This window comes from Laceyella sacchari (assembly GCF_024927925.1).
Classification (GTDB): Bacteria; Bacillota; Bacilli; order Thermoactinomycetales; family Thermoactinomycetaceae; genus Laceyella; species Laceyella sacchari.
In genome coordinates this window covers 624,535-649,049 of sequence record NZ_CP103866.1, presented here as the reverse complement: position 1 = coordinate 649,049, position 24,515 = coordinate 624,535, and the positions used below count along the sequence as shown (strand labels likewise).

Here is a 24,515-nt window from a genome sequence, read left to right as displayed (position 1 = left end):
TAGAGAATGAATGATAGAGAGTGAACGAGTAGATTTATAGCATATATATGCTACAGATCGAAAGTTGTTACTTCTATTTTATCAAAAAATAAAGGAAAAAGATAGAAAAACCTTGGTGCAAAAACCAAGGTTTTTCCACACTCACTCATGGTTATCTCACCTTCAATGCCTCCGCGGCAAACAACTCTTTGCCCTCGCGAATCGCTGACAACAGCTCGGCGGCGGTTCCTTCCATATCAAAAGGGTAAACAGGCTGGCCACGGTCAATGCGGTGTTGCTGTAGATAAAAGGTTTTCATACCCACCGTGGAAGCGACCATATCCTCTTGCATATCATTGCCGATCATGACGCATTCTTCCGGTTTTACACCCAAGCCATCAGCTACTTCCAGATAATAACAGGGCTGTGGTTTGCAAAAGTGCATCTCTTCATACACTGTCACAAGCGAAAACGGCAAATCATCCACCCCAGCCCAGCGCATCCGTTCCCAAATTGCTTCTTTGGGGAAAACCGGGTTAGTAGCCACAGCCACTTTGTATCCTCGCTCCAACGCGGCCTGCACCACTTCGCGCATGAGCGGTTCCCGGCCAACATGGGTTTGTAGTTTCGGGAATTCCTCACGGTAAAACCGGTCAAACACAGGCCAAATCTCTTCTTTGCTCACCTTGGACACTTCCAGAAAAGTCCGCTCGAAGACTTGCTCATTGGTCAGTTGTTCATCGGTGTTTTTAATCATTTCTTCTGTGGCGTGCCAAATCATTTTCACCAACTTGTCCGGTGGAATGACATGGGCTACTTGCGGAGCCAAGGCACCCAAATACACGTTCACAAACGCTTCCGTATCCATGGGAAGCAGTGTTCCATCCAGATCGAATAAGCACGCTTTAATCATGCCTGTTCCCCTTCTCTCTACATTTATACTGATCGGTCAATTAAAGCCGCACCCCTCCCCAGAAGGGGCGGCGACGCTCTTATACAAGACCCGGGAAGCCGATTTGACGCATTGCTTCATACACAACAATGGCAGCGGAGTTCGACAAGTTCAGTGAACGGGTCTGCGGCTTCATCGGAATCCGAATCAACGTCTCCGCATGGGCGGACAAGATGTCCGGGGCTAGTCCTTTCGTCTCTTTGCCAAACACAAAGAAATCCCCTGGTTGGTACTGATGTTCAGTATACGTTTTTTTCGCCTTGGTCGTTGCGCAAAAAAAACGCCCGTCCGGGTATTTTTCTTTCAATTGGGCAAATGAATCATGATGTTGGATATTTAAGTCATGCCAATAATCCAACCCAGCCCGCTTCAGTTTGGCATCATCAATCTTAAAGCCCAATGGGTGCACCAAATGCAGTTGCACCCCTGTCACGGAACAGGTCCGGGCGATATTTCCTGTGTTTTGTGGAATTTCCGGTTCTACCAGCACAATATGAAACGGCACAGCGACATCCCTTCCATCTATCTATGACTCGATCACGTTCCTATTTTACCGCAACCTATTCAATATGTAAAAAAGCGTAGCGCGTCTGCGGGGTCCATGCATGAGAGGCTTTGTAATCCCATGGGAAATGCCGCCTGCTGATGGTGCGGGCGTTGACCAACGGACTACCGTCCTCGGCAAACGCGGTGATGATGGTGTTGTGATTCCACCGGCCATCTCCTTCCCAGTCATAACAAATCACGTCCCCCAATTGCAACTGGCCGACATCCCCTACCTCCCGCGTTCTCCCCGTCGGTCCGCCACGCTTCAAGAAGAGACACAACGAATGGGCCACCGCCCACGAGTGACTCCAACTCGCCTGTCCGTTCCGCCCCCGCCGATACCACCAACCGCGGGCCATGGGTAACCCTCCGGCTCGCAGGCATTGTGACACGAAATTGGTGCAATCGTCCGCAAACGCCTTGTAGTAAGGGTTGGGCCGACTCCAAAACGTTTCTGCATACTCCACCGCGCGTGACCGATCATAAGCCATGTTCCCACTCCTCCCATCTTTACTAAACCCTTATGAGAAGGAGTGCGCATCTATTACAAAAAGAAAAAGCAGCCTACGCTGCTCCACTTCAGTCCCTTTCATTCGGCTTAAGCCAGCCTTCTAAAGTAAGCAAATATTCCTTGATATGGAGTCCACCACCATACCCTACCAGTGACCCATTGGAACCGATCACCCGATGGCAAGGTATCACGATGGAAACGGGATTTTTATTGTTAGCCCCACCCACCGCGCGCACCGCCTTGGGAGCGCCAATGCCCTGGGCCACCTCTTTATAACTGCGAACTTCCCCATAAGGAATGGTGCGCAAATAACGCCAGACCAACTTTTGAAATGGTGTTCCGTATAAATCAATCGGCAGGTCGAACTCGCGCCGTTCTTGTCTGAAATATTACTCCAACTGGATGATGTACGGTTGCAACTCGTTATCGTTCCGTTCCAATCTCGGATTAGGAAACCAATTGTTCAACCACATCTGCAAGCCTCTTGTTGGCGAGTTTTTGCGGCTGAACATGATATGACACAAACCGTGGTGACTGGCTACCAAGGTTAGCGGCCCGATCGGACTGTCAATTTGACTCCAGACTATGCTCTGTGACCCAGGGGTCATCAAAGGAACCCTCCCTATTTGCAAGTCTTTGTTATTTTACAATGAAATTATGGCTTTCGCGAGACAAAATCCCACTGCAATCTACTGATTCTAATTAAATTAGACGTTACCAATGCATAGGAAGTTTCATTTTTTTCAAAACATGAACAGTCAAGCTCCTTCCCTCTCCTCCCATCTATCTTACCTCTTTTCACCCCGGATTGGCACATGAATTCCTTAACGGAAGAAATTCTCATCCATACTGCTGGTACGTAAGAACTAATGAGGCAACTTGTCATTCCAGATTCTGACTTATCAAATGTTCATTCCGTCGCAAGGAACCCATTTTCTATGGTTATCTGAATTTTTTGCCGTTTATCAACTCCTTGCTCTTCCAATCAGCCTCGTTGTGCTGTGCGTATTCCCCCACTAATCCACTATAATGAAAGAAAATGTTTCCCTCACATCAAGAGAACCGCATCCCGCCGCACAGGAAACCTTCTCTCACACGGTTGATGAGACCATTACTGGAAAAAAGGTGATCGCATGTCAAATAAGGCCTTTTTTACATTTGACCGGCAAAGCTTTCAACAGTGGGTGCCTGTATATACGGCATCCTCCCATTTGCCATCCGCTCCGCTCTCGCTGCTGGTTTCTGATGAAGAAATGGCCGAGGTGTATCTTCCTCTCTCCCAATTGTTGTATCTCCAACTCTCGCAAACGAGATCATCGCAACATATGTGGGAGAACTTTTTCCAGCGCCCTTGGCCCAACATCCCTTATCTGATCGGCATCACGGGCAGCAGTGCTTCGGGCAAAAGCTCCTTCGCCCAAGTGTTGAAAGAGTTGTTCCACCGTTTTCCCGAAAAACCCCGTGTGGAGATTGTTTCGACGGACAGCTTTTTATTGCCCAACCGCATCTTGCATGAGCGGGGCATATTGGAGAAGAAAGGATTTCCTGAAAGTTACGACTGGAAGCGGTTCCTCCAATTCATGTTGGATATAAAGACCGGCGCAGATAAAGTGGAAATTCCCGTCTATTCGCACCTTTTGTATGATCTTGTTCCCGATCAGTCGCAATCCATTGCTGCACCAGACATTTTGCTGATTGAAGGCGTTAACTTGCTTCATCCGCAAACAACCTTGTCCGCTACGCCGATCCAAAGCTTGTTTGATTTGCTCATCTATCTTGACGCAGAGCCGGAGCACTTGTTTCACTGGTTTATGAAACGGTTTCAAGAGTTTCGGAATCTGGCGCGCAATGCGCCACAATCATATTATTACGATTTGGCCCAGTTGCCTGATGAAGAAGCCCTGTCTATTGCCGAGCAAGCTTGGCAGGAGATTAATCTGCCCAACTTGCAAACCTACATCTATCCCCAGCGCCATCGGGCCAAACTCATCATAAAAAAAGGTGCCAACCATCAAGTGGAAAAAATCTATTGGCGGACGTGGTGAAAAAGCCTCCGTCTGCCAGATGAACCGGCAACAGATGCTATCTACACAACAACCCCCCGCGGTCACATTGACGTCCCGGGGGGGGGGTTGTGTACTTTTATGCGTTTTGCGCCATGTCCAATGCCTTGCCGATCTCATGCAGGACCTCTTGGTCCCCTTCTTTTTCCTGGGCTTTTTGCAATGCTTCCAGCACTTCTTTTCCACCGATTTTCCCCAAAGCCCATGCGGCAGTGCCCCGAATCACCGGGCGAGGGTCTTCTGCCAATAGCCGCACCAGATCGGGAATCGCCGTTTGATCCTTGAAATGGGCCAACGCGATGATAGCATTGCGTTGAATCGGTTTTTTGCCACGCCAAGCCCCTGACATCCGTCCAAATCTCTCTTTAAACTCTCGATTGCTCATCTGGAGCAACGGCTTTAACAGCGGCTTCACTTTTTCGGGATCCGGCTGAAACGCAGTCTGATGGTCAAAGTGGCGTTTACGATTCTTCGGGCATACCGTTTGGCACGTGTCACACCCGTACAAACGATTGCCCAGCTTACTCCGATATTCCTCCGCCAGAAAACCCTTTGTTTGGGTCAGATAGGCGATGCAGGCCTGCGCATTCAACTGCCCTGCCTGCACAATTGCCCCAGTGGGGCAGGCATCGATGCAGATTGTGCAATCCCCACATTCATCTGTGGCCGGTGTGTCAGGTGGAATGTATACATCCGTAATCATTTCCCCCAGATACACCCATGAGCCGAACTCCTTCGTGATGATGGATGTATTCTTCCCGCTCCATCCAATACCAGCCCGCTCGGCAACCGCGCGATCTGACAAAGCTCCTGTATCCACCATCACTTGGGTTCGCGCATCAGGCACCAACTCTTGGAGATAAACGGACAGCAAGCTCAGCTTCTCCCGCAGAACATAATGGTAATCCTCGCCCCACGACGCGCGGCAGAAAATGCCTCGATACGCACCCGACTCCGAACGGGGTGGATTCTTCAGTTTGGAGGGGTAGGCCAGTGCGATGGCAATAATCGATTTAGCCTCGGGCAACGACAGTTCTGGTCTAACCCGTTTCTCGATGTCCGGCTCTTCAAATCCTGATGCATATCCCTTCTCCTGACTCTCTTTCAGCCGCTCCCGCAACGCGATAAATGGGTCAGCGGTGGTGAATCCGATTTTGTCGATGCCGATTTCTTTTGCTTTGCTGATGAGTTTCTGTTTCAAATCTGCACTGTTCACACGGTCCCCTCCTTTTCCTTAGATGTTGTTCCGCTTGGCGGCACCTGCCCCTTCCGTCGACAATTCGAGATGTTATTATACCATGGCGATCTCCCTGCGCTCTTGCCAGTTTCTCCCCTATCTCGGCACGGCCGCGCGGGCCAATTCATCACAGCGGTTGTTCAATTCGACATCGCTATGCCCTTTCACTTTGATAAACTCCACTTCATGCTCCTCGCACAAGGCCAGCAACTCCTGCCACAAATCCTTGTTTTCAACTGGCTTTTTGCCTGCGGTCATCCAACCGTTCTTGATCCATTTGACATACCATTTTTGCTGAAAACAATTCACGATATAAGCACTGTCTGAATGCAATTTGACCCGGCATGGTTCCTTCAGCAACTTGAGGGATTCAATGACGGCCATCAATTCCATCCGGTTGTTCGTCGTCTCCCGTTCCCCTCCGGAAATCTCCCGGCGGTGCTGACCATACAAGAGCACCGCCGCCCATCCGCCCGGCCCCGGATTGTGTGAGCAGGCACCGTCGGTATAGATGATCACTTCCTTCATCCTTTGTCCCCTCCTTTTACATGCAGAGAACGCAAGCGATTAATTGCTTGGGCGATCTCATACTTACGCGGCAAAGCCAGATCACCCGGATGCTTCCCTCGGAATGGCGAAAGCACATCCAATCCGTGTGCTTCCACCTCTTTCAAACCAGCTTCAATCAGCTGCCGCAAACTCGCTCGTCCATCTGCACGTTCGCCGATCCAACGCATCATCAGTGCAATCGCTCTGGTCTGGCTGGTATCCACCAATTGCTCACTGGCAGACAAGTCAACCGCCTGCGTACCGTAAAGAATGGCATGTCGGCCTTTCGCTTCCGCTTTTTCCCGCCCTTTGCGATCCGCTTCCAGCCCTTTGGCCAACGGTGAACGGGCAGTGATCTCCCCGAAAGTCGCACCGCCTTCCCGCACACGTCCGCTCTGTTGGTTGCCAGCAATCTCTTTCGCCTTAGCAGTCACATCTTGAGGCAGGTATTGATCCATCATGATCACAAGATCAGCCACATCAAAATAATCTCCTGATCCACCGATGACCAGCACGCTGGACACGCCTTTTTCTTCATACAGCTGACGCACTTTGTCGATGAATGGAGTAATTGGTTCTTTTCCTTTAGCTACCAAGGCCTGCATTCGGGCGTCGCGAATCATAAAGTTGGTGGCGCTGGTGTCCTCGTCTATCAGCAGGCAACGACAACCCATTTCCAAACTCTCCATGATGTTGGCAGCCTGCGAGGTGCTACCACTCGCATCCTCGGTGGAAAAACGTGTCGTATCTCGCATCAAAGGCAATTGATTGATGAAGGGTGAAATATTTACTCTCTCTACTCGGCGCCCGTCCTCTGCACGCACCTTGACCGTGTCGGGATCGGTCAGCACATATTCCCGTCCATCTCCTTCAATATGGTTGTAAACACCTCGTTCCATCGCTTGCAATAAGGTGCTTTTACCGTGATATCCTCCGCCGACGATCAAGGTGATTCCGCGGGGAATCGCCATCCCGCTGATGGATTCCCCATGTGGAACCGGCACGGTTTGTCGCAGGGACGGGGGAGCGGCAAACGGTATGACCTGCTCTCCGCGCAAGGGTCGGTCACTGATGCCGCTTTCGCGTGGCAAAATTGCCCCATCTGCCACAAACGCCACCCATCCCCGTTCGCGCATCGCTTGGCGAATCGCTTGCTGATTGTCCACCAAGCACATCCGCTGCTCGATGGCCCGCTGATCCGCTTCACTCAGGGTCGCCACTTGCTGGACACACTGAGGCAACACGGTACACAACATCTCAGCGGCAGCTTTGCCCATCACCGTCCGCCCCCGCGCCGGCAACCCGATGTGGAGGCGTGCTTCCAACCACTCCGGTGTAACGACGACTGCCGTACGCTGTAAAATCGCTTGCCCAGGACGATCAATGGCGATCAGGCCGCTTTTGCCTGTGCCTGAGATACGGGGTGCCGATCGGTCAAGCTGTCGCACCCATTTGCGGACAAACCAGTCTTCCAGGGCCGTCCTGCGGAAAGTGCTGGCCATCCAATCCGGTTTCCAAGAGATACGTGCACCGGGAATGCGCACGCGTATGCGGGACGGCGAGGCAAACGGATCTCCCTGCACATAGTCGACAAACAATTGGAAGTGGGGAAACCGATATTCTCCTGTTAAATCTTTATACGCTTTGTATCCTTTTCCATCGATGCGGGTCAGGATGCTCCGCAATCGTTCCATCGTCTGATCACCTGCTTCCTTTATTCTGCGTCTGGGGCATGCCTGGCAAACAAGCGGTGTAGTGGAAGGAAAAGCCTTTTTCTCAATGAGCGCCTCTGTCACGTGTGATCCTGCTTACCCATTCACCAGACACGTCTTCATCAACTGTTCATACCGGCCAACACTTCTTTGTATGCGTCCCGAATCTGCTGAAAATCCGCCCAGGCCTCCCGTTTGGCTTCCGGATTGCGCAACAGGTATGCCGGGTGAAACGTCGGCATGAACCGCACACCTTTCTTCTCCACCCATTGACCGCGGACACGGGTGATTCTCGCCTTAGGATCAATCAATGCCCGGGTGGGAGCCGAGCCCAATGTCACAATGATTTTGGGACGAATCACGAGAAATTGCCGCCGCAAAATGACGATGCAAGTGTTCATTTCATCCTCGGTCGGCGTCCGGTTGCCTGGCGGACGGCATTTCACAATATTGGTTATGTAAATCTGTTCCCGCGGGATTTCCGCCGCCGCTAACATCTTGTTCAACAACTGCCCGGCTTTCCCGACGAAGGGGCGCCCTTGGATATCCTCGTCCGCTCCCGGCCCTTCACCCACAATCATCAACGGGGAATGGGGGTTGCCTTCTCCAAGGACCACTTGTGTGCGCCGCTCATGCAATCTGCACATCGTGCAATGTTGCACCCGATGAAATAATTCATCCAATCCCATCTGCATCCTCTCTATCTCCTCTCTATTTGTCCCAAGTTTTTTCACTGGCGGCGGAACGTGTTGTCAAGACCTTTTCATTGTACGATGTGCGGCCGCCAATGGAAAGGGCGGCGAAGAGAGCTTCGGCATGATATACTTGGTTGGCAAGCTTCATCAAAAATGAATCATTTCTCAATTTCCGCTTGACCTTATACCCGTACACTGAAAGAGATAAAGGAGTGGATTGTGATGAGTTTGTTGCCTTATCCCTTGTTGGTATCTGATGTTGACGGCACTTTGCTTGGCACCGGCAATCGGATATCATCGGAAAACAAACGTAGCATCGCACGGTTTCGGGAGCACGGGGGCATCTTCACTCTGGCCACCGGTCGCACCTATATGGAAGCAAAACGCTTCATTGACGAATTAAGCCTGGAGGTTCCAGTCATTCTCTGCAACGGAGCACTGCTGTTTGATCCGGCAAGCGGACACTTGTCACCTGTATCCACATTGCCAGCCGACATGATCCGGCAGTTGGTAGCCAACGCCTTAGAACGCTTATCCTGTCCGATGGACTTGATCATCTATGGCATCGACGCCATCTATATCACCCAGCTACGTCCCGCTACGGAAGCCGCCTTAGCCGCTGAAAAAACGGAAGACCTGAACGTGGTGTCTCTGCCTTCGTTTAATGATCTCCCAGATGTCCCGTACCTCAAACTGGTTGTTATCGCTGATCCGCAGGAAATGCACCAAGTGATCACATGGTCGGACACGCTGACCGCCTTCCCAATCGACGCCACTCTGTCTTACGATAATTATTTTGAAATATTGCCGCGCGGTATGTCCAAGGGAGCGGCCGCCGCTAAGCTCATAGAGCAACTAGAGATGGAGCCGAAACAATTGGCCGCAATCGGCGACCACTGCAACGACTTGGACATGTTGAAATTGGCCGGTCTGGGGGCTGCAGTCGGCAATGCACATCCCGAAGTCTTAAAGCAGGCAGATGTGATCGTGGCTCGCCATGATGAACATGCTGTCTCCCATCTCATCGAACACCACTTATTGCCAACCGCATCGAAAAAAACGGCAAAATAAAAAAGGAGACCTTTAGACGGCCTCCTTTTTTGTGTGGTCGGGATGACAGGATTCGAACCTGCGACCCCCTGGTCCCAAACCAGGTGCTCTACCAAGCTGAGCCACATCCCGATGGATATATATTTCATCGCATCACGGCGTTAAACAAATAGAAAATGGTCGGGATGACAGGATTCGAACCTGCGACCCCCTGATCCCAAACCAGGTGCTCTACCAAGCTGAGCCACATCCCGATGGATATATATTTCATCGCATCACGGCGTTAAACAAAGAAAATGGTCGGGATGACAGGATTCGAACCTGCGACCCCCTGGTCCCAAACCAGGTGCTCTACCAAGCTGAGCCACATCCCGACAAACTTATTCACAGTCATGGTTTAAGCGACAAGATATAATTTAGCACGCATTGTAGATAAAGTCAACAACCTTACATACATTTTTTTATTGTTCTTATCCTTGGCGTGCGATCAAGTAAATCTGGCAAAAATAAAAAAACCAGAGAATCATCTCTAGTTTAAATATGGTGCCGAAGGTGGGACTCGAACCCACACTCCTTGAGGGAACACGATTTTGAGTCGTGCGCGTCTGCCAATTCCGCCACTTCGGCTCGTTTATGAAATTTCATTATGTCGTAGCGACATTTATAAATTTATCATGTGTCTAAGATAATGTCAACAGGTACTTTCAATTTTTTTTGCCCACATCATTTTTCCATAAAATCAGCAACCGCCGCAATATATTGCGGCGGTTTGCACTTATTTCATCCGATTGATGTTGGCCTCGATCTTGGAGAGTGGCAGAATAACCTGCACAAATTCCCCTTCTCCCACCACGGCCCGGTCGTGTTCGGCTTTCACTTGGCACACCACTTTGTTGTCAGTCCGCTCAATGACCGTCGCAGTGAAATCCACCCGTTTGCCGATGGGGGCGGGGGCGATGTGACGAATGTGAATGGTAGCCCCGATCCCTTCTTCTCCCTCTTCCAAAAACGGCAGAATCACTTTGCGGCCAGCCCACTCCATGTAGTACACCATATGCACCGTGGACAAAACCGGATGCACCATCTGCCCGGCGAAAGAGGCGGCCATCTCCTCAGTTACGACAATGGAGATGGTTTCTTGATGTCCTGGTTCCAGCCCCTGCTTCATGCTCTTCCTCCTATAGACCAAAAGGGTTGAGCGGTTTTGGCCCGACATAAGAGAGCACGCTTTTGGTTTCCATGTACAAGTCCAGCGATTCCAGCGCCAGCTCCCGGCCAAACCCGGATTGCTTATATCCGCCAAACGGCAAGCCTGGGAAAGTGGAGAAGGGATTGTTCACCATGATGACACCCGCCTTCAACTGTCCGGTCACCCGGTGGGCCAACGCGTGGTCGCGCGTCCAAACAGCTGCCGCCAATCCGTACACGGTGTCGTTGGCCAAACGAATCGCTTCTTGCTCATCTTTGAATTTGATTGCCACGACTACCGGTCCGAAGATTTCTTCTTGCGCAACTCGCATGTCATTGGTCACATCGCCAATCAAAGTAGGCAGATACCAATGCCCCCGCTCAAACTCTTTCCCCTCGGGCCGCTTACCGCCGCAAAGAACCCGTGCTCCTTCTGCTTCCGCCGCTTGCACATAGCTATGGATCGTATCCCATTGCGCTTGCGAAATCACTGCTCCCACGTGGGTCTCTTCGCTGAACGGATCACCCAGACGCAATTGTTTTGTTTTCTCAATGAACCGTTCGATAAACGCGTCATAAATATCCTCGTGAATCAACAGGCGGGACCGCGCCTCACAGGATTGTCCGGTGTTGTAATAGATCCCGAAGACAGCGCCGTTGACCGCTGCTTCCAGATCAGCATCAGCAAAGATGATGTTCGGCGATTTTCCTCCCAGCTCCAGCGTGACCCGTTTCAATGTTTCGGATGCTTTAGCCATGATGTCTTTACCCGTCGTCGTCTCCCCGGTAAACGCCACTTTGTCCACCCCGGGATGTTCCACCAGGTACGATCCCACATCCGAGCCGCTTCCCGTAATGACGTTGATCACCCCGTTAGGCACCCCTGCCTCATGGCAAATGTCGGCCAAAGCGAGCGCGGTCAAAGGCGTCAAACTCGCCGGTTTTAAAACGATTGTGCATCCTGCGGCCAGGGCGGGAGCCACTTTCCATGCTGCCATCATCAATGGATAGTTCCAAGGGATAATTTGCGCGCACACGCCGACCGGCTCTTTGACCGAATAATGGAAAAATCCGTTTGGCACCGGTTTGGTGTGACCTTGGATGGTGGAGACTGCCCCCGCGTAAAGCTCAAAGTCTTCAATCGCCTGCATCACTTGCCCTTTAGCCGCAGAGAGTGCTTTCCCCGTATTCAACACTTCTAACTCTACCAACTCTTTAAAACGGCTCCGCATGATGGAAGCAATCTTGTTCAAGATTTGCCCTCTGCGCGAAGCGGGCCAACGCGCCCATTTTCCTTGTGTCAAAGCCGCACGAGCCGCTTCCACGGCACGATCCACATCCGCACGGGTCGCTTTCGCCACTTCCGTAATCGCTTCTCCCGTGGCCGGATTGTAGACGGTGAACGTCTCGCCGGAGCTACCTGGTACAGCTTCCCCATTGATCAGCAAATCGTATTTTTCTTTTAAAAGAGCAACTTTCTCCATATGCATGTCACACGCTCCTTTGGTTGATAAGATGCTTCAAATGCGTTCAATCACCGTGGCGATCCCTTGTCCCACACCAATACACATGGTTGCCAAACCGTATCGCCCTTCTCGTCGTACCAACTCGTGTACCAATGTCGTCATGATTCGTGCTCCGCTGGCTCCAAGTGGATGTCCAAGTGCAATCGCGCCGCCATTGACATTCACTTTGTCCGGGTCCAACGCCAATGCTTGCATGCAAGCGAGGGCTTGGGCGGCAAATGCTTCATTCAGTTCAATCAAATCCAGATCGTCCACCGTAAGCCCTGCCCGCGCCAACACTTTGCGCACAGCAGGTACCGGTCCCAGCCCCATGGTCAGCGGATTGGTTCCAGCCACAGCAAATGCCACCACGCGGGCCAACGGACGACAACCCAAGCGAATGGCCGTTTCACGTTCCATCAGCAATAGTGCTGACGCTCCGTCATTGATACCTGCGGAATTGCCAGCAGTCACCGTACCGTTTGTCCGAAACACCGGCGGAAGCTGGCTCAGCTTGGCAAGAGTTGTCTGAGGCCGGGGGTGTTCATCCGCAGATACCCAGACGGTTTCCCCCTTTTCCTCTGCCACCGGCACAGGCACCAGCTCCGCCTGAAACGCGCCTCGCACGCGGGCTTGTTCAGCTCGCATTTGGCTTTGATAGGCAAATGCATCTTGCTCCTCACGGGTGATGCCGCATTTTTCGGCCACATTTTCCGCAGTTTCTCCCATGCTGATCGGTTCATAGCGTGCAGCTAACCGGGGATTAATGAACCGCCAACCCAAGGTGGTATCCACCAACGCCTGATCACCACGGGCCCATCCTTGCTCCGGCTTCATCATGACCAGCGGCGCCCTGGTCATACTCTCCACTCCCCCGGCAATCATCACATCGCCGCTCCCCATCTGGATTGCCGCCGCAGCTTGATTGATCGCTTCCAATCCCGAACCGCACAAGCGGTTTACCGTGACTCCTCCGATTTCTTCTGACAATCCGGCCAGCAATAACGCCATCCGAGCCACATTACGGTTGTCTTCCCCCGCTTGGTTGGCGCATCCAAACACGACATCTTCGATCTCTGCTTGATCCAGTTGCGGATTGCGCTCAACCAAAGCCCGGATGACATGAGCCGCCAGATCATCGGGGCGCACCCGACTCAAGCCCCCTCGATATCGGCCGATCGGGGTGCGCACGGCATCCACTATCACCACTTCGCGACGCCTCATCCCTCTGCTCCCTTCCGCACCGACTGCTCATCATAACAGTAAAACCCGCGGCCGCTGACCCGGCCCAGATACCCGGCGTAAACCATTTTGCGCAACAGCGGCGCCGGGCGGTAACGCTCTTCTCCCAGCTCCCTCTCCAATCCAGTCAATATGGCAACAATCTGGTCGATACCGATGCGGTCTGCCCATTCCAGTGGCCCGTACGGCCAATTGGTTCCTTTGCGCATCGCCAAGTCGATATCTTCTTTGTCAGCGATTTTTTCCGCCAGTGCAAAAGCCGCCTCATTTACCAATAGCGCCAAGGTGCGCGGAAACACCAACCCCGGCTCATCTCCCACTTCCTCTACCTCTTTCCCCCAGCCAGCAAGCACTTGCAGATGATCTGTCCAGCTGGCATCCTCTTCCGCTTGTAGGGGGCGGCACACTTCTACCACCGGCATGTCCGCGAACTGCACGGGTGAAAATCCCACCACCCGCTCGGGATGGGCCAACCAAGAGGCGATCTCGGTCGCCGTCCGGTGCAAGACAGAGGTAAAAATGGGCGTCCGCTCGGAGACCACGCACTCCGCACCGACCAGCCAATCGCGTTTGCCCCCATCACACCCGGTTTGCACATCAATCACTGCCAACACGTCACGGCCGTCCGCCTGCTCCGGCGAAATGCAAGCTACTCGCTGCGACGCGAGAAATGTTGCCAGCGGCTCCCGGAAAGGGCCATCCCCCAAAATCACCACCTTATCCGCCATACTCGTAATGCCCCTTTCCCGTCTTGCGTCCTAGCGCCTTTTGTTCCACCATTCGCTGTTGGTGATAATGCGGACGGAACCGCGCTTCATGAAAAGTCGCTTCATATACGGAAACAGACGCCGCCAAATTGACATCAATCCCGATCAAGTCTTGTAGGGCAAAGGGCCCCATCGGAAAGCCAGCTCCCTCCAAAATACGATCCACCTGCTCTTTGCGAGCTGACTGCTGGGCAACCAACTTGACCGCCTCGGTATGGTACGAACGGGCTACCCGGTTCACCAGAAAGCCGGGAGCATCTGCCACCCGCACTGGCACTTTGCCCAAACCGGACAACCATCCGTAGACTTGTTCAAGCACGTGGGGCGCTGTCTGCGCACCATGTACGACCTCGACCAAGGGCATGCGAGGCGCTGGATTGAAAAAGTGCATGCCCAACACCCGGCCAGGTCGCTTGGTGGCGCCAGCGATCGCAGTGATCGACAGCGAAGAGGTGTTGGAAGCAAGGACTGCGGTGGGGGACACAAGCTCATCCAACTGCGCGAACAGGGATTGCTTGGCTTCCAAGCGCTCCACGATCGCTTCAATCACCAGCTCGCATCTCGCCAGCTCATCAAGGCTCTCCACTGGTTGGATGCGCTCAAACATTCCCTCCGCTTCTTCGGCGGACAAACGACCTTTGGCTACCCGCGCCGCCAACCGCTCCTTCCATTGTTTGCGGGCGCGCTCCATCACCGCGGGCGACATGTCCCAGACCAACACCGGATAACCGGCCGCCGCCAGCACCTCCGCAATCCCCATCCCCATCGTACCGGCGCCAACCACTGCCGGCGTTGTCAGCCACGACCCGCTCACTCAGCTTCCGCCTCTTCCCCGATGATCATGGTGATCAGCTTTCCGGCGAAGGACATCACATCTTTGGCAGCCGCCTTGCCCTCAGGGGATTTCATTGCCGCTTGGAGAGCCTCCTCCGACTCAAAGTACATGTCTGCCTGCAAATAAAACGGCGACTCGGTTCCCATCGGAGTGCTTGAAAACTTGGTTACTTTCGTTTTGATCAATCCGGGCATTTTTTCGGTCAATGGCAGATGAACCTCAAAATAATGCTTATCAAACGCTTGCTTGTCTTCCGGTTGTTTGTACAGAGCGACCAATTTTACCATGCTGATCATCCTCCCAAACTGGATAGTTTAATAAACTCGCCATATGGACCTTTACCGCCGATCCAGAATGCGAACAGCCTTTCCTTCACTACGCGGCAATGATCCCGGCATCGTCACGCGCACACGGACAGAGACACCTAAATTTTCTTTCAGCGCCTCCTCCAACCGTTTGGTCAACGCGGAAAAATCGACAAGATTAAATGAAGATTCCAATACTTCCACTTCAACCGTCAACCGGTCCATCGATCCTTCTTTCTCTACAACAAGCTGATAATGAGGGCTTAATTCGGGCTGGGCCATCACGATGGGCTCAATCTCCATCGGAAACACATTGACTCCCCGGATGATCAACATGTCGTCGATCCGCCCTTTGACGCGGGACATCCGGCGGTGTGTCCGCCCGCAACGGCAGGGTTCGCTCGTGACACTAGCCAAATCCCCCGTCCGGTAACGAAGGACAGGAAGTGCTTCTTTGGTCAATGTGGTGAACACCAGCTCACCCACCTCGCCCTCCGTCAGAACTTCTTCGGTGTGCGGGTCAATCACTTCCACCAAGAAATGGTCTTCGGCGATGTGCAAGCCCTCTTTTGCCTGCCAGCACTCAATGGCCACTCCCGGCCCGACCACTTCTGACAAGCCATAAATGTCCACCGCATGAATGCCCCACAACGCCTCCAGTTCCTGCCGCATCTCTTCCGACCACGGCTCGGCACCGAAAATCCCCACTTTGACTGAGCTGTTGCGGGGATGTTTGCCCGCTTGTATCATCGCTTCGCCCAAACTCAAAATAAATGAGGGCGTTCCCGCGATCACTCGGGGGCTGAAATCTTCAATCAACGTCCACTGCCGCATGCGCCCGCCGCCAGAAACCGGCACCGTGACCATGCCCAACCGTTCGGCACCGGCATGCATTCCTAATCCTCCCGTAAACAAGCCATACCCATAAGCATTGTGAAATACATCTCCTGGCTGGCCTCCAGCCGTCACCAGCGCCCGCGCACACACTTCACTCCACAAGCGCAAATCGCGTTCAGTATAACCGACTACCGTCGGCTTCCCTTTCGTTCCCGATGAAGCGTGAAGGCGGCGCACGTCGGCGAGCGGCGTGGCGAACAAGCCAAACGGATATTGGTCACGCAAATCCGATTTGCGGGTAAACGGCAACCGCGTAAGCTCGGCCAAACCGCGAAATGACTCGGGGTCAATGCCTGCTTGTTGCAGCTTCGACCGATAAAATGGCACATGTGCATACACGCGACTTACCGTTTCCAACAAGCGCCGTTCCTGCAACTGGTTCAACTCCCGCCTCTCCATCGCCTCCACTGCGGGTTGGTACATGGCGCCAACTCCTTTGATCACACTTTTTTCATGCCTTCAAACGGTTGCCGGCAACGCGTGCAATAATAGATTGCGCGGCAGGCCGTCGGTCCGAATAAATTTTCTACTTGCCCCTTTTCCTCCCCGCAATATGGACAGGATGGCAGCTCATCCACCTGCGAACCAGGTGGTGCGATCCCAAACTCCTTCAGCTTCCGTGCGCCCTCCGCAGTAATGCGCTCACTCGTCCATGGGGGATCGAAAACAAAATCAACTTCTACTTCAACGGAAGCGTCCGGTTCAGACAATTGGCGAACCACTTGCTTGCGGATCAAGTCGAGCGCCGGGCATCCCACAAAGGTGGGCATCATCTCGACAAGTACCCGCCCCGGCTTCACCTCCACCCGCTTGACCATCCCCATCTCCACTACACTCACTGTGGGAATCTCCGGGTCTTTCACTTCTTGCAACCGTTTCCAATATTCCGCCTCCGTCACCATTTCCTTCACCACCTCGCTACGGGGTCAAGGCGGTACACTTCTGTCATCGTCTCCAGCAACTGGGCCAATGCGGGGTCATGTTGCCCCAGCCGTCCATCGCGCCCACTTATTGGAATCTCCCCCGGCCAGGGCAGACCCGCTTGGCTGAAAATGGCTTTCACCTGTTCTTCCCATCGTTTCTTGCATTCAGCGGAGCCAAATCCGATGATCCCAAACCGCAACAGCGTTTCCTCATCCGCATCTCCAAAGGAGAAGAGGTCATCCAGTTGCGGCCATAGGCGCACTGCCGCTTCCTCTAGGTATTGTCTCGCTTCACCGCCTGCTTTGCCCATGCGGACCACCCATGTCTTCATATGCAACAAATGGTATGCCTCTTCCCGCTGGATCTTCGCCACCCCGTGTCTGAGTGGCAGGTAACTGGTTTGGCGCATCGCTTCCAGTCGGATCCCATCAAAAATGTCGTAAAGGGTGTGGCGGAGAATGGAGTAAGCCCAATCTCCATTTTCCTGTTCCACCAGCTTGGCGTTGCGCCGTTCGTGGCTCTTCCTGGCAAAGGCCAGCCTGTCGGGATCAGGTTCACCCAATTCATGCAAGAGCTCAAAGTAGAAGGTGGCATGTCCCACTTCATCTTGCGCAATCGAACTAAATGCAACATCTCCTTCAATGTCAGGGCATAGTCCCAGCCACTCCGAGTCCCGATGACCCAATGTCAATTCATCGTCGGCCAACTGAGTGATCCATCGGATCAATGCCTGGTGATAAGTTGGATGCTCACGAGCCTGATGGGCGTCTTTGATGTCCATTCCTTCTCCCTCCTTCGCTCCGCCGCTCCACATAAGCCACGATCTCCTCCAATGTTAGCGCTTTCTCTTTAAACATGCGCCACAGCCGCCCGTTTTCGGTGTACCCGGACACTTCACGGTAACTCCGATCCAATTCGCGTCCCAACCACTCTCCATGTTCAGAAACAGCGGTGATCTGGTCCCGGGGAACCACCCACAGGCTGACCACTTTCTCTCGCCGCAAGAAGTTCTCCCGCGCCATCTGCGCTGCCACATCGGCGGAAGGGGCCAGCAAGTTGCCCACATGGACATGATGATCTAGATGCGTCCGCTGCACAAATACCTCAAAGACGCCATATTCCATTTTTTCAGTCATTTGATCCCACCTCACACCGCATGCATCAAAGCCCGGGAGCGAATCATCGCTTCACGCACCCAGAGTTGACCTTCGTGGGCGCGACGGCGCAACGCCATCCGCTCCTGCGACTTGGGACCCATACAGTTGCGCACAATCCGGCCAAATTTCTCCCAATCGGGCTCTGAATAGCGCCAGCACTTCTCTTCCTCGTCATAACGCAACTGCGGATCGGGCACCGTCAAGCCCAGCGACCAGATGCGCGGGACATACTTGTCCAAAAATTTTTGCCGCAACTCCTCATTCGTCTTAATGCGTATGCGGTAATGAAGCATACGCTCAGCCGCCGGGGTGACCTCTTTGGGGCCGAAAAAGAAAAGCAACGATTCCCACCAGTAATTAACGGCCTCTTGCAACATCTCCCGTTGCGCTTCTGTCCCCATGGCCAGCGCCAAAATGATGTTTTCCCCGTGTTGCATGTGAAAGCTCTCTTCAGCACAGATCCGCTTCAACACCCGGGCGTAAGGAGCATAGGAGGTTTCCAGGAGCGCTGCTTGGTTAATGATAGCGGCGCCGTCGACCAACCAACCGATTACACCCGCATCTGCCCAAGTACGAGCTTCCATGTGGAAGACATTGTGAAATTTCACCCGTTGCCTGTAAATATCGGAAATCAGCTCTTCACGCGTTTTGCCCCACGGGGCGCACAAATCCTCGGCGACGCGCAACAGCAACTGCCCATGGCCCATTTCATCTTGCACCTTGGCCATAATCGCCAGTTTGCGCCGCAAGCTGGGAGCCTTGGGAACCCACTCTTTCTCCGGATATGCGCCCATGATCTCACTTACTGCATGCATGTGGATCAATTTGACTAGAAGTTTGCGGTATTCATCCGGCATCCATTCGGTCGCCTCGATCTTCTCTCCACGTTCGATTCGCTCCATGAACGAACGGTAATCTTGTTCTTGCAAGTCTCTCCCTCCCATCCCTATCTCACAAATCCGTGTAGCATCAACGCTACAAACCGATCTGCGATTTCTTCGGCACTCAACCCGCCATCAGGGCGGTACCATTGGTAAATCCAGTTGCCCACCGATAAAATTAACAGACGGGCGAACTTCTCATCTTGCAATTGGAAGATCCCTTCTTGCACACCCTCCGCCAAAATGGCCGACCACATGCCTTCATATTGATCCCGCTTCTCCTGAATCTGCTTATACCGCTCACCCGTCAATGCCTTCCATTCATGGAAAAACACCGTGGCCGCTTCAAGATTGGCTTCCACCACTTGGATGTGCGCGCGAACGGCTTGCTTCAGCTTCTGCTTGGCCGTGACCCGGCTCTCCACGATCGGGGCCAATGATTGCAAGAAAGCATCCGCCCCCCGATTGGTAATCTCAAACAACAAATCTTCTTTGGTATTGATATGGGCATACAAGCTGCCCGCCAAAATTCCACAAGCTTCGGAAATATCACGAATCGTGGTGCCATGGTATCCTTTTTGGCTGAACAAGCGACAAGCGATGGCTAGGATTTCTTCTCGTCTCCCTTTTTTTGGCATAGCTAAATCCCTTCTTTAAAACAAGCGCTTGTTTGTTTTTATCGTAATAGAATATTCAGAGTTTTGTCAAGGTTTTATGAGAATTTAATCATAACTTTCCTACAAAACGGGTATTAATCTATTACAGCATTAACATACGCCAGCCGATCCCTTTCATCCACCGCTTGCCCGGCCGCTACCATCGACCTAGACAAGTTGTGACTTACCTACGTTTTAATGAATGATTTTCCCATCTATTCAAACCAGCTCTCTTGGCTGATTTTCAATCAAAAAGGGTGCACCCCACAACGGATTGACGTGAAAAACTACTCTTATTAATGTATAAAAATATTCGCATAAATTGGGTTATTTATGGTAATATGAATATACAACCCCATTTTTTTCAACGGTTTAACCCATCTTTTGGATGGAGAGATATGGATGGTGGAGTGCACCGAGTAGCCCCTTCCGCACCTGGGCTCATCGCCCTCCACAGATCGGTTTTTCGCTTATCGACACGGATGCAAACAAGATTGGCAGGCTTCCAACTTGACCAAATACAGAAAGGAGTGGCTTTCATGCATAGCCACAGGCCATTTGACACACCACTCCCTTCCAAAAATTGGCTTAATGAGTTAAAGCGAAATCCTTTAAGTTATCAGGTCTTAAATAGTAAGACGTTTATTAATAAAAAAATTAAACTTGCCGATTGGACATGCTTTCTTCATCACGACCATTATCTCAGCAAACATGAACTGATGCGCGTGGTGAAACAGCAACGCCGCCACACGCCGCGCACACGTATTTCCACCGCATCCATGGAATGGACCGTTCACATCGACAGCCATGCGTATGAACGTTGGACAGAGCGGATCAGTCCTTGCCCAAGTCTCTCCCTGCTGCGGATCAGATTGCAACAACTCCTGCATTTGGGCCGCATTACCTTGTCACCAAAAGGCTGGGGCTTCATCGATCAAGACATTTTGTTTGGTTATAAGATCATCGATGATAAATTGATCATCCAAACATTCCTCGGCCGCGTTTCCCTTGTTCCCGCCCTCAACAACTACAAAGCGGTTCGCCGCTTCATCTCAACCCAACACGACCGGCTCGATTTGACGATCGCGCCCCATGTCCTAAACCAACAACATCCGCCCTTGATCCCCAAAGAACGCGTACAATTCAGCGGCAACCGCAATCGCTATGTGCTGGAAGAATATGCGTTCACCTTGCCCAATGGGCGCTTAAGCACCCTCTTTCTACTGGAAACGATCAAAGAATACAATTCCAGCTTCCAACTCATCGACCCCACCAACCCCCACGGCCCCAAACTATTCCGCAGCGTATTATATTTCCTCCTTGAACAAGGCTATCAGGAATTCGTTTTAGAACATGTGCTCTATCATAAGCAAGAAGCATTTTTGACGGCGTTCAACAAACGCTTGGCAGAAGGGGAATTGAAACACATAGTATAAATAAAAGCGATGTCCCGCTGACGACATCGCTTTTTCCAGTGAAATTTTCTGTGTTGCCATGATCGGCGCGTTTGGTCTTCAATAGACCAAGTCGATAAATTCCTCTTTGGTGATGTCACCAAAATAATGCTTCACATCCACATCTGCCAACGCTTTCTCGATGGCATCCCGATCATACCGAATCCCTGCCAAGCGCTGTTCAATATCGGCCACATCCCCCACACCAAAGAAGTCCCCATAGATTTTGCACTGGCGGATAACGCCTTTTTCCCCGACATCGAGGCGGATGTCAATCGATCCGATCGGGAACCGCTTGCTGTGTTGGACGTTAAATTCCGGCGACTCGCCGAAATTCCAATCCCAATTCCGGTAGCGCTGTTCGGCAATTTTTTCAATTTCGGCCCAATCTGTAGCGGTCAGTTCAACCTGCGGGATCGGTTGCTTTCCAGCGAAGATGTGCGTCAATAGCACCTGCCGAAAATCCTGGATGGACATCGGTTCCGCCAAGTAATCCACCAGATTGGCAACCCGGCTCCGCACCGATTTGATCCCTTTGGATTCGATTTTTTCCTTCTTCACTTGCAGTGCTTTAACCACTTCTTCGATATTGACATTAAACATCAGCGTGCCATGGCTGAACATGCGCCCCCTCGTTGAAAATTGGGCGTTGCCGGACACTTTCTTCCCATCGACCAAAATATCATTCCGCCCGCTTAATTCGGCTTTGATGTTCAAACTCTCCAGCGCGGAGATGACCGGCTCTGTAAACTTGCGGAAATTAGCAAAGCTCTTGCCATCATCTTTGGTGATAAAGCTGAAGTTGAGATTGCCCAAATCATGGTACACCGCTCCACCACCGGATAACCGGCGCACCACATGAATGCCTTTCTCCCGCACATAATCGACATTGATTTCTTCCACTGTGTTTTGATGTTTGCCGATAATGATGGAAGGTTCATTGATATAAAACAGGAGATACGTCTCCTCTATATCCAAATGCTTGAGTGCATACTCTTCTATCGCCAAGTTGATCCGCGGATCGGTGATGTTCCGATTGTCGATGAATAACATGTTTCGTTCCTCCACTCTTGTTGCGTTCATTGTATAGGATAACCTTGGACACCCTCCGCTTACAAGGGAGCGGGGAAGATGTCGCTTCCTGGGTAATTCCTTCATGTCAACATCAGAAAAATCATGTAAAATGATTGCATATCATGTCGAGCTATGCTTTGTAAGTGGGTGAATCGAGTGTCAATCGAACAAGCGGAACTACTCTTGCAAAAATTCTACGGTTACGCTACCTTCCGTCCGGGACAACGCAAAATCATCCAAAGCATCTTGGCCGGGCATAACACGATGGGCATCATGCCGACTGGCGGGGGCAAATCCATCTGCTACCAAATTCCGGCGTTGATGTTTCCTGGGATCACCATCGTGATTTCCCCTTTGATCTCCTTGATGAAGGATCAAGTGGACGGCTTAAATCAACTAGGCATTTCCGCTACATACATCAACAGCACGCTACAACCCCATGAGATCGACCAGCGCATTGAAGCGCTTCGATCCGGCGAAGTCAAATTGCTCTACATTGCACCTGAGCGCTTGGAATCAGAGCGCTTCCAAGCCATTTTCGAGACATTGCCCATCTATTTGGTTACCATCGACGAAGCGCATTGTATCTCGACGTGGGGACATGACTTTCGCCCTAGCTATCGCTCCATGGCCGAACGCTTGCTGACATTGCCACGCAGGCCGTTGATCACCGCCTTGACTGCGACGGCCACGGTCGATGTGCGCGATGATATCGCCAATTTGTTGCAAATCTCGCCCAAGCATATTTTCTCGACTAAACTGGAACGGGACAATCTTTCGTTTTTTGTCTACCGCGACGGGCAAAAGCGTGAATTCATCAAGCAATATCTGCGCGATCACCCAGGGCAGACCGGTATCCTATATTGCTCCACGCGCAAAGAAGTAGATCAGTTGCATCGCTATTTGCAAGAGGAAGGCTTTCCTGTCGCCAAATATCATGCAGGCATGAGCGATCAGGAGCGCAATCGGGCCCAAGAAGCGTTTTCCTATGACCGGATTCAAACTATCATCGCTACCAATGCGTTTGGCATGGGGATCGACAAATCCAATGTCCGCTTCGTGATCCATTATAATCTGCCCCGCAATCTGGAATGTTACTATCAGGAAGCGGGACGGGCCGGAAGAGACGGCGACCGAAGCGAGTGCATCCTGCTGTTCTCACCGAAGGATATTGAAACGCAAAAATACCTGATCGACCATTCTGAGATGACTCCGGAGCGCAAAACACTGGAACTTAGTAAATTACGGTGCATGGTGGATTATTGCTTTACTGATGAGTGTTACCAGCAAGCATTTATCCGGTATTTTGGCAATAATCACCCCTACACTTGCGGCACCTGTGGCAATTGCCGCAAAAAGCTGGGTGAAGCGGAAGACCGCACCATTGATGCGCAAAAGATTTTCTCTTGCATCAAACGCATGAATGAACGCTTCGGCTTCACCGTGGTGTCCAAGGTGTTGCGCGGGTCCAAAAACAAGCGCATTCTCAGCTGGGGGTTGGATCGCCTCTCCACCTACGGCATCATGAAAGACCAAACCGAAAAAGAAATCATCCAGCTTTGCCACCAGTTGGTGAGCAACCATTACCTCACCCTGGATCTGTCACACCCCAGCGTGCCCGTTGCCAAGCTGACGCCCCTGGCGATCGACGTCTTAAAAGGTTCCCGGCGCGTATTGCTCCACCGCGAAGAAACGCGCACGCCGACGGTTGAGCTTAGCCGAGGTTCCCTGCTGTTTGAGGAACTGAAAGCACTTCGGAAATCGATTTCCGAGCGGGAACAATTGCCACCATACATCATTTTCCAAGACAGCACGCTCAAAGAGATGTGCCGCCGCTTGCCGATCACCGAACAGGAGATGCGAGCCATCCCCGGTGTGGGTGAGCTGAAATATGCCAAACACGGCCATGCTTTTCTGGCCTTGATTCAAAAATACGTGGACAAGCATGGACGCAGACGAACACCTTCTGCTCCCGAACAGCCGGAAAAAGAACAGAGCCACCTGCTCACCTACCGTTTATTCCAAGAAGGAAAAAAGATCGATGAGATCGCCAAACTGCGGCAACTGACACGGGGAACGATCGAAGACCATCTCATCCGCGCTGGCCTGGACGGTCATCCACTGGATTGGGACGCCTTCATCCCTGCCCGCTGGGAAGCACTGATTATGCGCAAAATCGACGAGCTGGGCGCACACAAACTCCGTCCGCTCAAAGACGCGTTGCCAGACGAGGTAGACTATATGGCTATCAAAGCTGCCATCTTAAAAAAAGAGCTGGCCGAACTGCAAACGCAGTGATCCATCCCACTTCACCCAACACGAAGGCGTGTTCTGAC

The 24,515-nt window shown here is 52.1% G+C and carries 24 protein-coding genes, 4 tRNA genes and 1 pseudogene; 4 read left to right on the top strand and 25 right to left on the bottom strand.

Translation table 11 applies throughout. The features are described 5' to 3' along the window. Positions 1 to 151 precede the first annotated feature (151 nt). The 4 genes and pseudogenes from NYR52_RS03450 to NYR52_RS16705 all read right to left on the bottom strand — a co-directional run bounded on the left by NYR52_RS03450 (position 152) and on the right by NYR52_RS16705 (position 2,596). Positions 152 to 892 (bottom strand): HAD family hydrolase, encoded by a 741-nt coding sequence (locus NYR52_RS03450; protein ID WP_132219669.1) that lies wholly within the window; start codon positions 890 to 892, stop codon positions 152 to 154. Between the two features lie 79 nt (positions 893 to 971). Beyond that, positions 972 to 1,436: a tRNA (cytidine(34)-2'-O)-methyltransferase gene (locus NYR52_RS03445; RefSeq protein WP_132219668.1), complete on the bottom strand. Its 465-nt coding sequence runs from the start codon at positions 1,434 to 1,436 to the stop codon at positions 972 to 974. 55 nt (positions 1,437 to 1,491) lie between these two features. Further along, on the bottom strand, positions 1,492 to 1,968 hold the full coding sequence (locus NYR52_RS03440; RefSeq protein ID WP_022737883.1) for an amidase domain-containing protein: 477 nt from the start codon (positions 1,966 to 1,968) through the stop codon (positions 1,492 to 1,494). An 88-nt stretch (positions 1,969 to 2,056) separates the two neighbouring features. Next, positions 2,057 to 2,596, bottom strand: a pseudogene (locus NYR52_RS16705) (methylated-DNA--[protein]-cysteine S-methyltransferase). A gap of 525 nt (positions 2,597 to 3,121) precedes the next feature. Between NYR52_RS16705 and coaA the strand changes: the two are divergent. Further along, positions 3,122 to 4,033, top strand: a complete 912-nt coding sequence (gene coaA / locus NYR52_RS03425; RefSeq protein WP_022737881.1) for a type I pantothenate kinase — start codon at positions 3,122 to 3,124, stop codon at positions 4,031 to 4,033. Between the two features lie 97 nt (positions 4,034 to 4,130). Here the strand turns inward: coaA and queG are convergent, their stop codons facing one another. The 4 genes from queG to NYR52_RS03405 form a co-directional block, all read right to left on the bottom strand. Beyond that, the gene (queG, locus tag NYR52_RS03420; RefSeq protein WP_259436277.1) at positions 4,131 to 5,267 is read right to left on the bottom strand and encodes a tRNA epoxyqueuosine(34) reductase QueG; all 1,137 of its coding nucleotides are present in this window, start codon (positions 5,265 to 5,267) and stop codon (positions 4,131 to 4,133) included. A 117-nt stretch (positions 5,268 to 5,384) separates the two neighbouring features. Further along, a complete protein-coding gene (rnhA, locus tag NYR52_RS03415; protein ID WP_022737879.1) occupies positions 5,385 to 5,816 on the bottom strand; it encodes a ribonuclease HI in 432 nt (143 codons plus the stop codon). After that, positions 5,813 to 7,531 (bottom strand): ABC-ATPase domain-containing protein, encoded by a 1,719-nt coding sequence (locus NYR52_RS03410; RefSeq protein ID WP_259436276.1) that lies wholly within the window; start codon positions 7,529 to 7,531, stop codon positions 5,813 to 5,815. Before NYR52_RS03410 ends, rnhA begins: the two co-directional genes overlap by 4 nt. Before the next feature lie 140 nt (positions 7,532 to 7,671). Next, positions 7,672 to 8,244 (bottom strand): uracil-DNA glycosylase, encoded by a 573-nt coding sequence (locus NYR52_RS03405; protein WP_246026812.1) that lies wholly within the window; start codon positions 8,242 to 8,244, stop codon positions 7,672 to 7,674. 222 nt (positions 8,245 to 8,466) lie between these two features. Here NYR52_RS03405 and NYR52_RS03400 point away from each other — a divergent pair, with 222 nt between their 5' ends. Continuing rightward, complete coding sequence (locus tag NYR52_RS03400) at positions 8,467 to 9,315, top strand: HAD family hydrolase (protein ID WP_132219663.1); 849 nt, start codon at positions 8,467 to 8,469, stop codon at positions 9,313 to 9,315. Positions 9,316 to 9,349: 34 nt separating this feature from the next. Here the strand turns inward: NYR52_RS03400 and NYR52_RS03395 are convergent. The 16 genes from NYR52_RS03395 to NYR52_RS03320 form a co-directional block, all read right to left on the bottom strand. Beyond that, a tRNA-Pro gene (locus tag NYR52_RS03395) sits at positions 9,350 to 9,426 on the bottom strand. 45 nt (positions 9,427 to 9,471) lie between these two features. After that, positions 9,472 to 9,548, bottom strand: a tRNA-Pro gene (locus NYR52_RS03390). A gap of 43 nt (positions 9,549 to 9,591) precedes the next feature. Then, positions 9,592 to 9,668: transfer RNA gene (locus tag NYR52_RS03385), tRNA-Pro, on the bottom strand. Positions 9,669 to 9,835: 167 nt separating this feature from the next. Next, positions 9,836 to 9,921: transfer RNA gene (locus NYR52_RS03380), tRNA-Leu, on the bottom strand. Between the two features lie 148 nt (positions 9,922 to 10,069). Next, positions 10,070 to 10,462 carry a thioesterase family protein gene (locus NYR52_RS03375; RefSeq protein ID WP_022737875.1) on the bottom strand — a complete coding sequence of 131 codons (393 nt, stop codon included), beginning with the start codon at positions 10,460 to 10,462 and terminating at the stop codon, positions 10,070 to 10,072. Positions 10,463 to 10,472: 10 nt separating this feature from the next. Continuing rightward, a complete protein-coding gene (locus NYR52_RS03370) occupies positions 10,473 to 11,972 on the bottom strand; it encodes an aldehyde dehydrogenase family protein (RefSeq protein ID WP_022737874.1) in 1,500 nt (499 codons plus the stop codon). A 30-nt stretch (positions 11,973 to 12,002) separates the two neighbouring features. After that, complete coding sequence (locus NYR52_RS03365; RefSeq protein ID WP_259436275.1) at positions 12,003 to 13,211, bottom strand: thiolase family protein; 1,209 nt, start codon at positions 13,209 to 13,211, stop codon at positions 12,003 to 12,005. After that, positions 13,208 to 13,957 (bottom strand): 3-hydroxyacyl-CoA dehydrogenase family protein, encoded by a 750-nt coding sequence (locus NYR52_RS03360; RefSeq protein ID WP_259436274.1) that lies wholly within the window; start codon positions 13,955 to 13,957, stop codon positions 13,208 to 13,210. The genes NYR52_RS03365 and NYR52_RS03360 overlap by 4 nt, the downstream gene beginning before the upstream one ends. Then, positions 13,947 to 14,810 carry a 3-hydroxyacyl-CoA dehydrogenase family protein gene (locus tag NYR52_RS03355; protein WP_259436273.1) on the bottom strand — a complete coding sequence of 288 codons (864 nt, stop codon included), beginning with the start codon at positions 14,808 to 14,810 and terminating at the stop codon, positions 13,947 to 13,949. The genes NYR52_RS03360 and NYR52_RS03355 overlap by 11 nt, the downstream gene beginning before the upstream one ends. Beyond that, positions 14,807 to 15,118 carry an EthD family reductase gene (locus NYR52_RS03350; RefSeq protein ID WP_022737872.1) on the bottom strand — a complete coding sequence of 104 codons (312 nt, stop codon included), beginning with the start codon at positions 15,116 to 15,118 and terminating at the stop codon, positions 14,807 to 14,809. Before NYR52_RS03350 ends, NYR52_RS03355 begins: the two co-directional genes overlap by 4 nt. A 51-nt stretch (positions 15,119 to 15,169) precedes the next feature. Next, positions 15,170 to 16,456 (bottom strand): phenylacetate--CoA ligase family protein, encoded by a 1,287-nt coding sequence (locus tag NYR52_RS03345; protein WP_022737871.1) that lies wholly within the window; start codon positions 16,454 to 16,456, stop codon positions 15,170 to 15,172. A 17-nt stretch (positions 16,457 to 16,473) separates the two neighbouring features. Next, positions 16,474 to 16,935 (bottom strand): 1,2-phenylacetyl-CoA epoxidase subunit PaaD, encoded by a 462-nt coding sequence (gene paaD / locus NYR52_RS03340; RefSeq protein WP_022737870.1) that lies wholly within the window; start codon positions 16,933 to 16,935, stop codon positions 16,474 to 16,476. Positions 16,936 to 16,940: 5 nt separating this feature from the next. Next, a complete protein-coding gene (paaC, locus tag NYR52_RS03335; RefSeq protein WP_022737869.1) occupies positions 16,941 to 17,738 on the bottom strand; it encodes a 1,2-phenylacetyl-CoA epoxidase subunit PaaC in 798 nt (265 codons plus the stop codon). Then, positions 17,707 to 18,093, bottom strand: a complete 387-nt coding sequence (locus NYR52_RS03330; RefSeq protein ID WP_022737868.1) for a 1,2-phenylacetyl-CoA epoxidase subunit PaaB — start codon at positions 18,091 to 18,093, stop codon at positions 17,707 to 17,709. Before NYR52_RS03330 ends, paaC begins: the two co-directional genes overlap by 32 nt. Positions 18,094 to 18,104: 11 nt before the next feature. After that, the gene (gene paaA / locus NYR52_RS03325; RefSeq protein ID WP_375163171.1) at positions 18,105 to 19,058 is read right to left on the bottom strand and encodes a 1,2-phenylacetyl-CoA epoxidase subunit PaaA; all 954 of its coding nucleotides are present in this window, start codon (positions 19,056 to 19,058) and stop codon (positions 18,105 to 18,107) included. Positions 19,059 to 19,060: 2 nt separating this feature from the next. Continuing rightward, positions 19,061 to 19,633 carry a TetR/AcrR family transcriptional regulator gene (locus NYR52_RS03320; protein WP_022737866.1) on the bottom strand — a complete coding sequence of 191 codons (573 nt, stop codon included), beginning with the start codon at positions 19,631 to 19,633 and terminating at the stop codon, positions 19,061 to 19,063. Between the two features lie 557 nt (positions 19,634 to 20,190). Here NYR52_RS03320 and NYR52_RS03315 point away from each other — a divergent pair. Continuing rightward, positions 20,191 to 21,087, top strand: a complete 897-nt coding sequence (locus tag NYR52_RS03315; RefSeq protein ID WP_022737865.1) for a hypothetical protein — start codon at positions 20,191 to 20,193, stop codon at positions 21,085 to 21,087. 78 nt (positions 21,088 to 21,165) lie between these two features. On the opposite strand, the gene lplA is transcribed toward NYR52_RS03315, so the two are convergent. Continuing rightward, positions 21,166 to 22,158, bottom strand: coding sequence for a lipoate--protein ligase (gene lplA, locus NYR52_RS03310; protein WP_022737864.1), 993 nt, complete (start codon positions 22,156 to 22,158; stop codon positions 21,166 to 21,168). 177 nt (positions 22,159 to 22,335) lie between these two features. On the opposite strand from lplA, the gene recQ reads away from it, so the two are divergent. Then, positions 22,336 to 24,477: a DNA helicase RecQ gene (recQ, locus tag NYR52_RS03305; protein WP_259436272.1), complete on the top strand. Its 2,142-nt coding sequence runs from the start codon at positions 22,336 to 22,338 to the stop codon at positions 24,475 to 24,477. The last annotated feature ends 38 nt before the right edge of the window (positions 24,478 to 24,515 follow it).

Coding starts and splice junctions, on each gene's coding strand:
- NYR52_RS03450 (WP_132219669.1), bottom strand. CDS start 892: ATGATTAAAGCGTGCTTATTCGATCTGGATGGAACACTGCTTCCCATG.
- NYR52_RS03440 (WP_022737883.1), bottom strand. CDS start 1,968: ATGGCTTATGATCGGTCACGCGCGGTGGAGTATGCAGAAACGTTTTGG.
- coaA (WP_022737881.1), top strand. CDS start 3,122: ATGTCAAATAAGGCCTTTTTTACATTTGACCGGCAAAGCTTTCAACAG.
- rnhA (WP_022737879.1), bottom strand. CDS start 5,816: ATGAAGGAAGTGATCATCTATACCGACGGTGCCTGCTCACACAATCCG.
- NYR52_RS03410 (WP_259436276.1), bottom strand. CDS start 7,531: ATGGAACGATTGCGGAGCATCCTGACCCGCATCGATGGAAAAGGATAC.
- NYR52_RS03405 (WP_246026812.1), bottom strand. CDS start 8,244: ATGCAGATGGGATTGGATGAATTATTTCATCGGGTGCAACATTGCACG.
- NYR52_RS03400 (WP_132219663.1), top strand. CDS start 8,467: ATGAGTTTGTTGCCTTATCCCTTGTTGGTATCTGATGTTGACGGCACT.
- NYR52_RS03375 (WP_022737875.1), bottom strand. CDS start 10,462: ATGAAGCAGGGGCTGGAACCAGGACATCAAGAAACCATCTCCATTGTC.
- NYR52_RS03370 (WP_022737874.1), bottom strand. CDS start 11,972: ATGCATATGGAGAAAGTTGCTCTTTTAAAAGAAAAATACGATTTGCTG.
- NYR52_RS03365 (WP_259436275.1), bottom strand. CDS start 13,211: ATGAGGCGTCGCGAAGTGGTGATAGTGGATGCCGTGCGCACCCCGATC.
- NYR52_RS03360 (WP_259436274.1), bottom strand. CDS start 13,957: ATGGCGGATAAGGTGGTGATTTTGGGGGATGGCCCTTTCCGGGAGCCG.
- NYR52_RS03350 (WP_022737872.1), bottom strand. CDS start 15,118: ATGGTAAAATTGGTCGCTCTGTACAAACAACCGGAAGACAAGCAAGCG.
- NYR52_RS03345 (WP_022737871.1), bottom strand. CDS start 16,456: ATGTACCAACCCGCAGTGGAGGCGATGGAGAGGCGGGAGTTGAACCAG.
- paaD (WP_022737870.1), bottom strand. CDS start 16,935: ATGGTGACGGAGGCGGAATATTGGAAACGGTTGCAAGAAGTGAAAGAC.
- paaC (WP_022737869.1), bottom strand. CDS start 17,738: ATGGACATCAAAGACGCCCATCAGGCTCGTGAGCATCCAACTTATCAC.
- NYR52_RS03330 (WP_022737868.1), bottom strand. CDS start 18,093: ATGACTGAAAAAATGGAATATGGCGTCTTTGAGGTATTTGTGCAGCGG.
- paaA (WP_375163171.1), bottom strand. CDS start 19,058: ATGGGAGGGAGAGACTTGCAAGAACAAGATTACCGTTCGTTCATGGAG.
- NYR52_RS03320 (WP_022737866.1), bottom strand. CDS start 19,633: ATGCCAAAAAAAGGGAGACGAGAAGAAATCCTAGCCATCGCTTGTCGC.
- NYR52_RS03315 (WP_022737865.1), top strand. CDS start 20,191: ATGCATAGCCACAGGCCATTTGACACACCACTCCCTTCCAAAAATTGG.
- lplA (WP_022737864.1), bottom strand. CDS start 22,158: ATGTTATTCATCGACAATCGGAACATCACCGATCCGCGGATCAACTTG.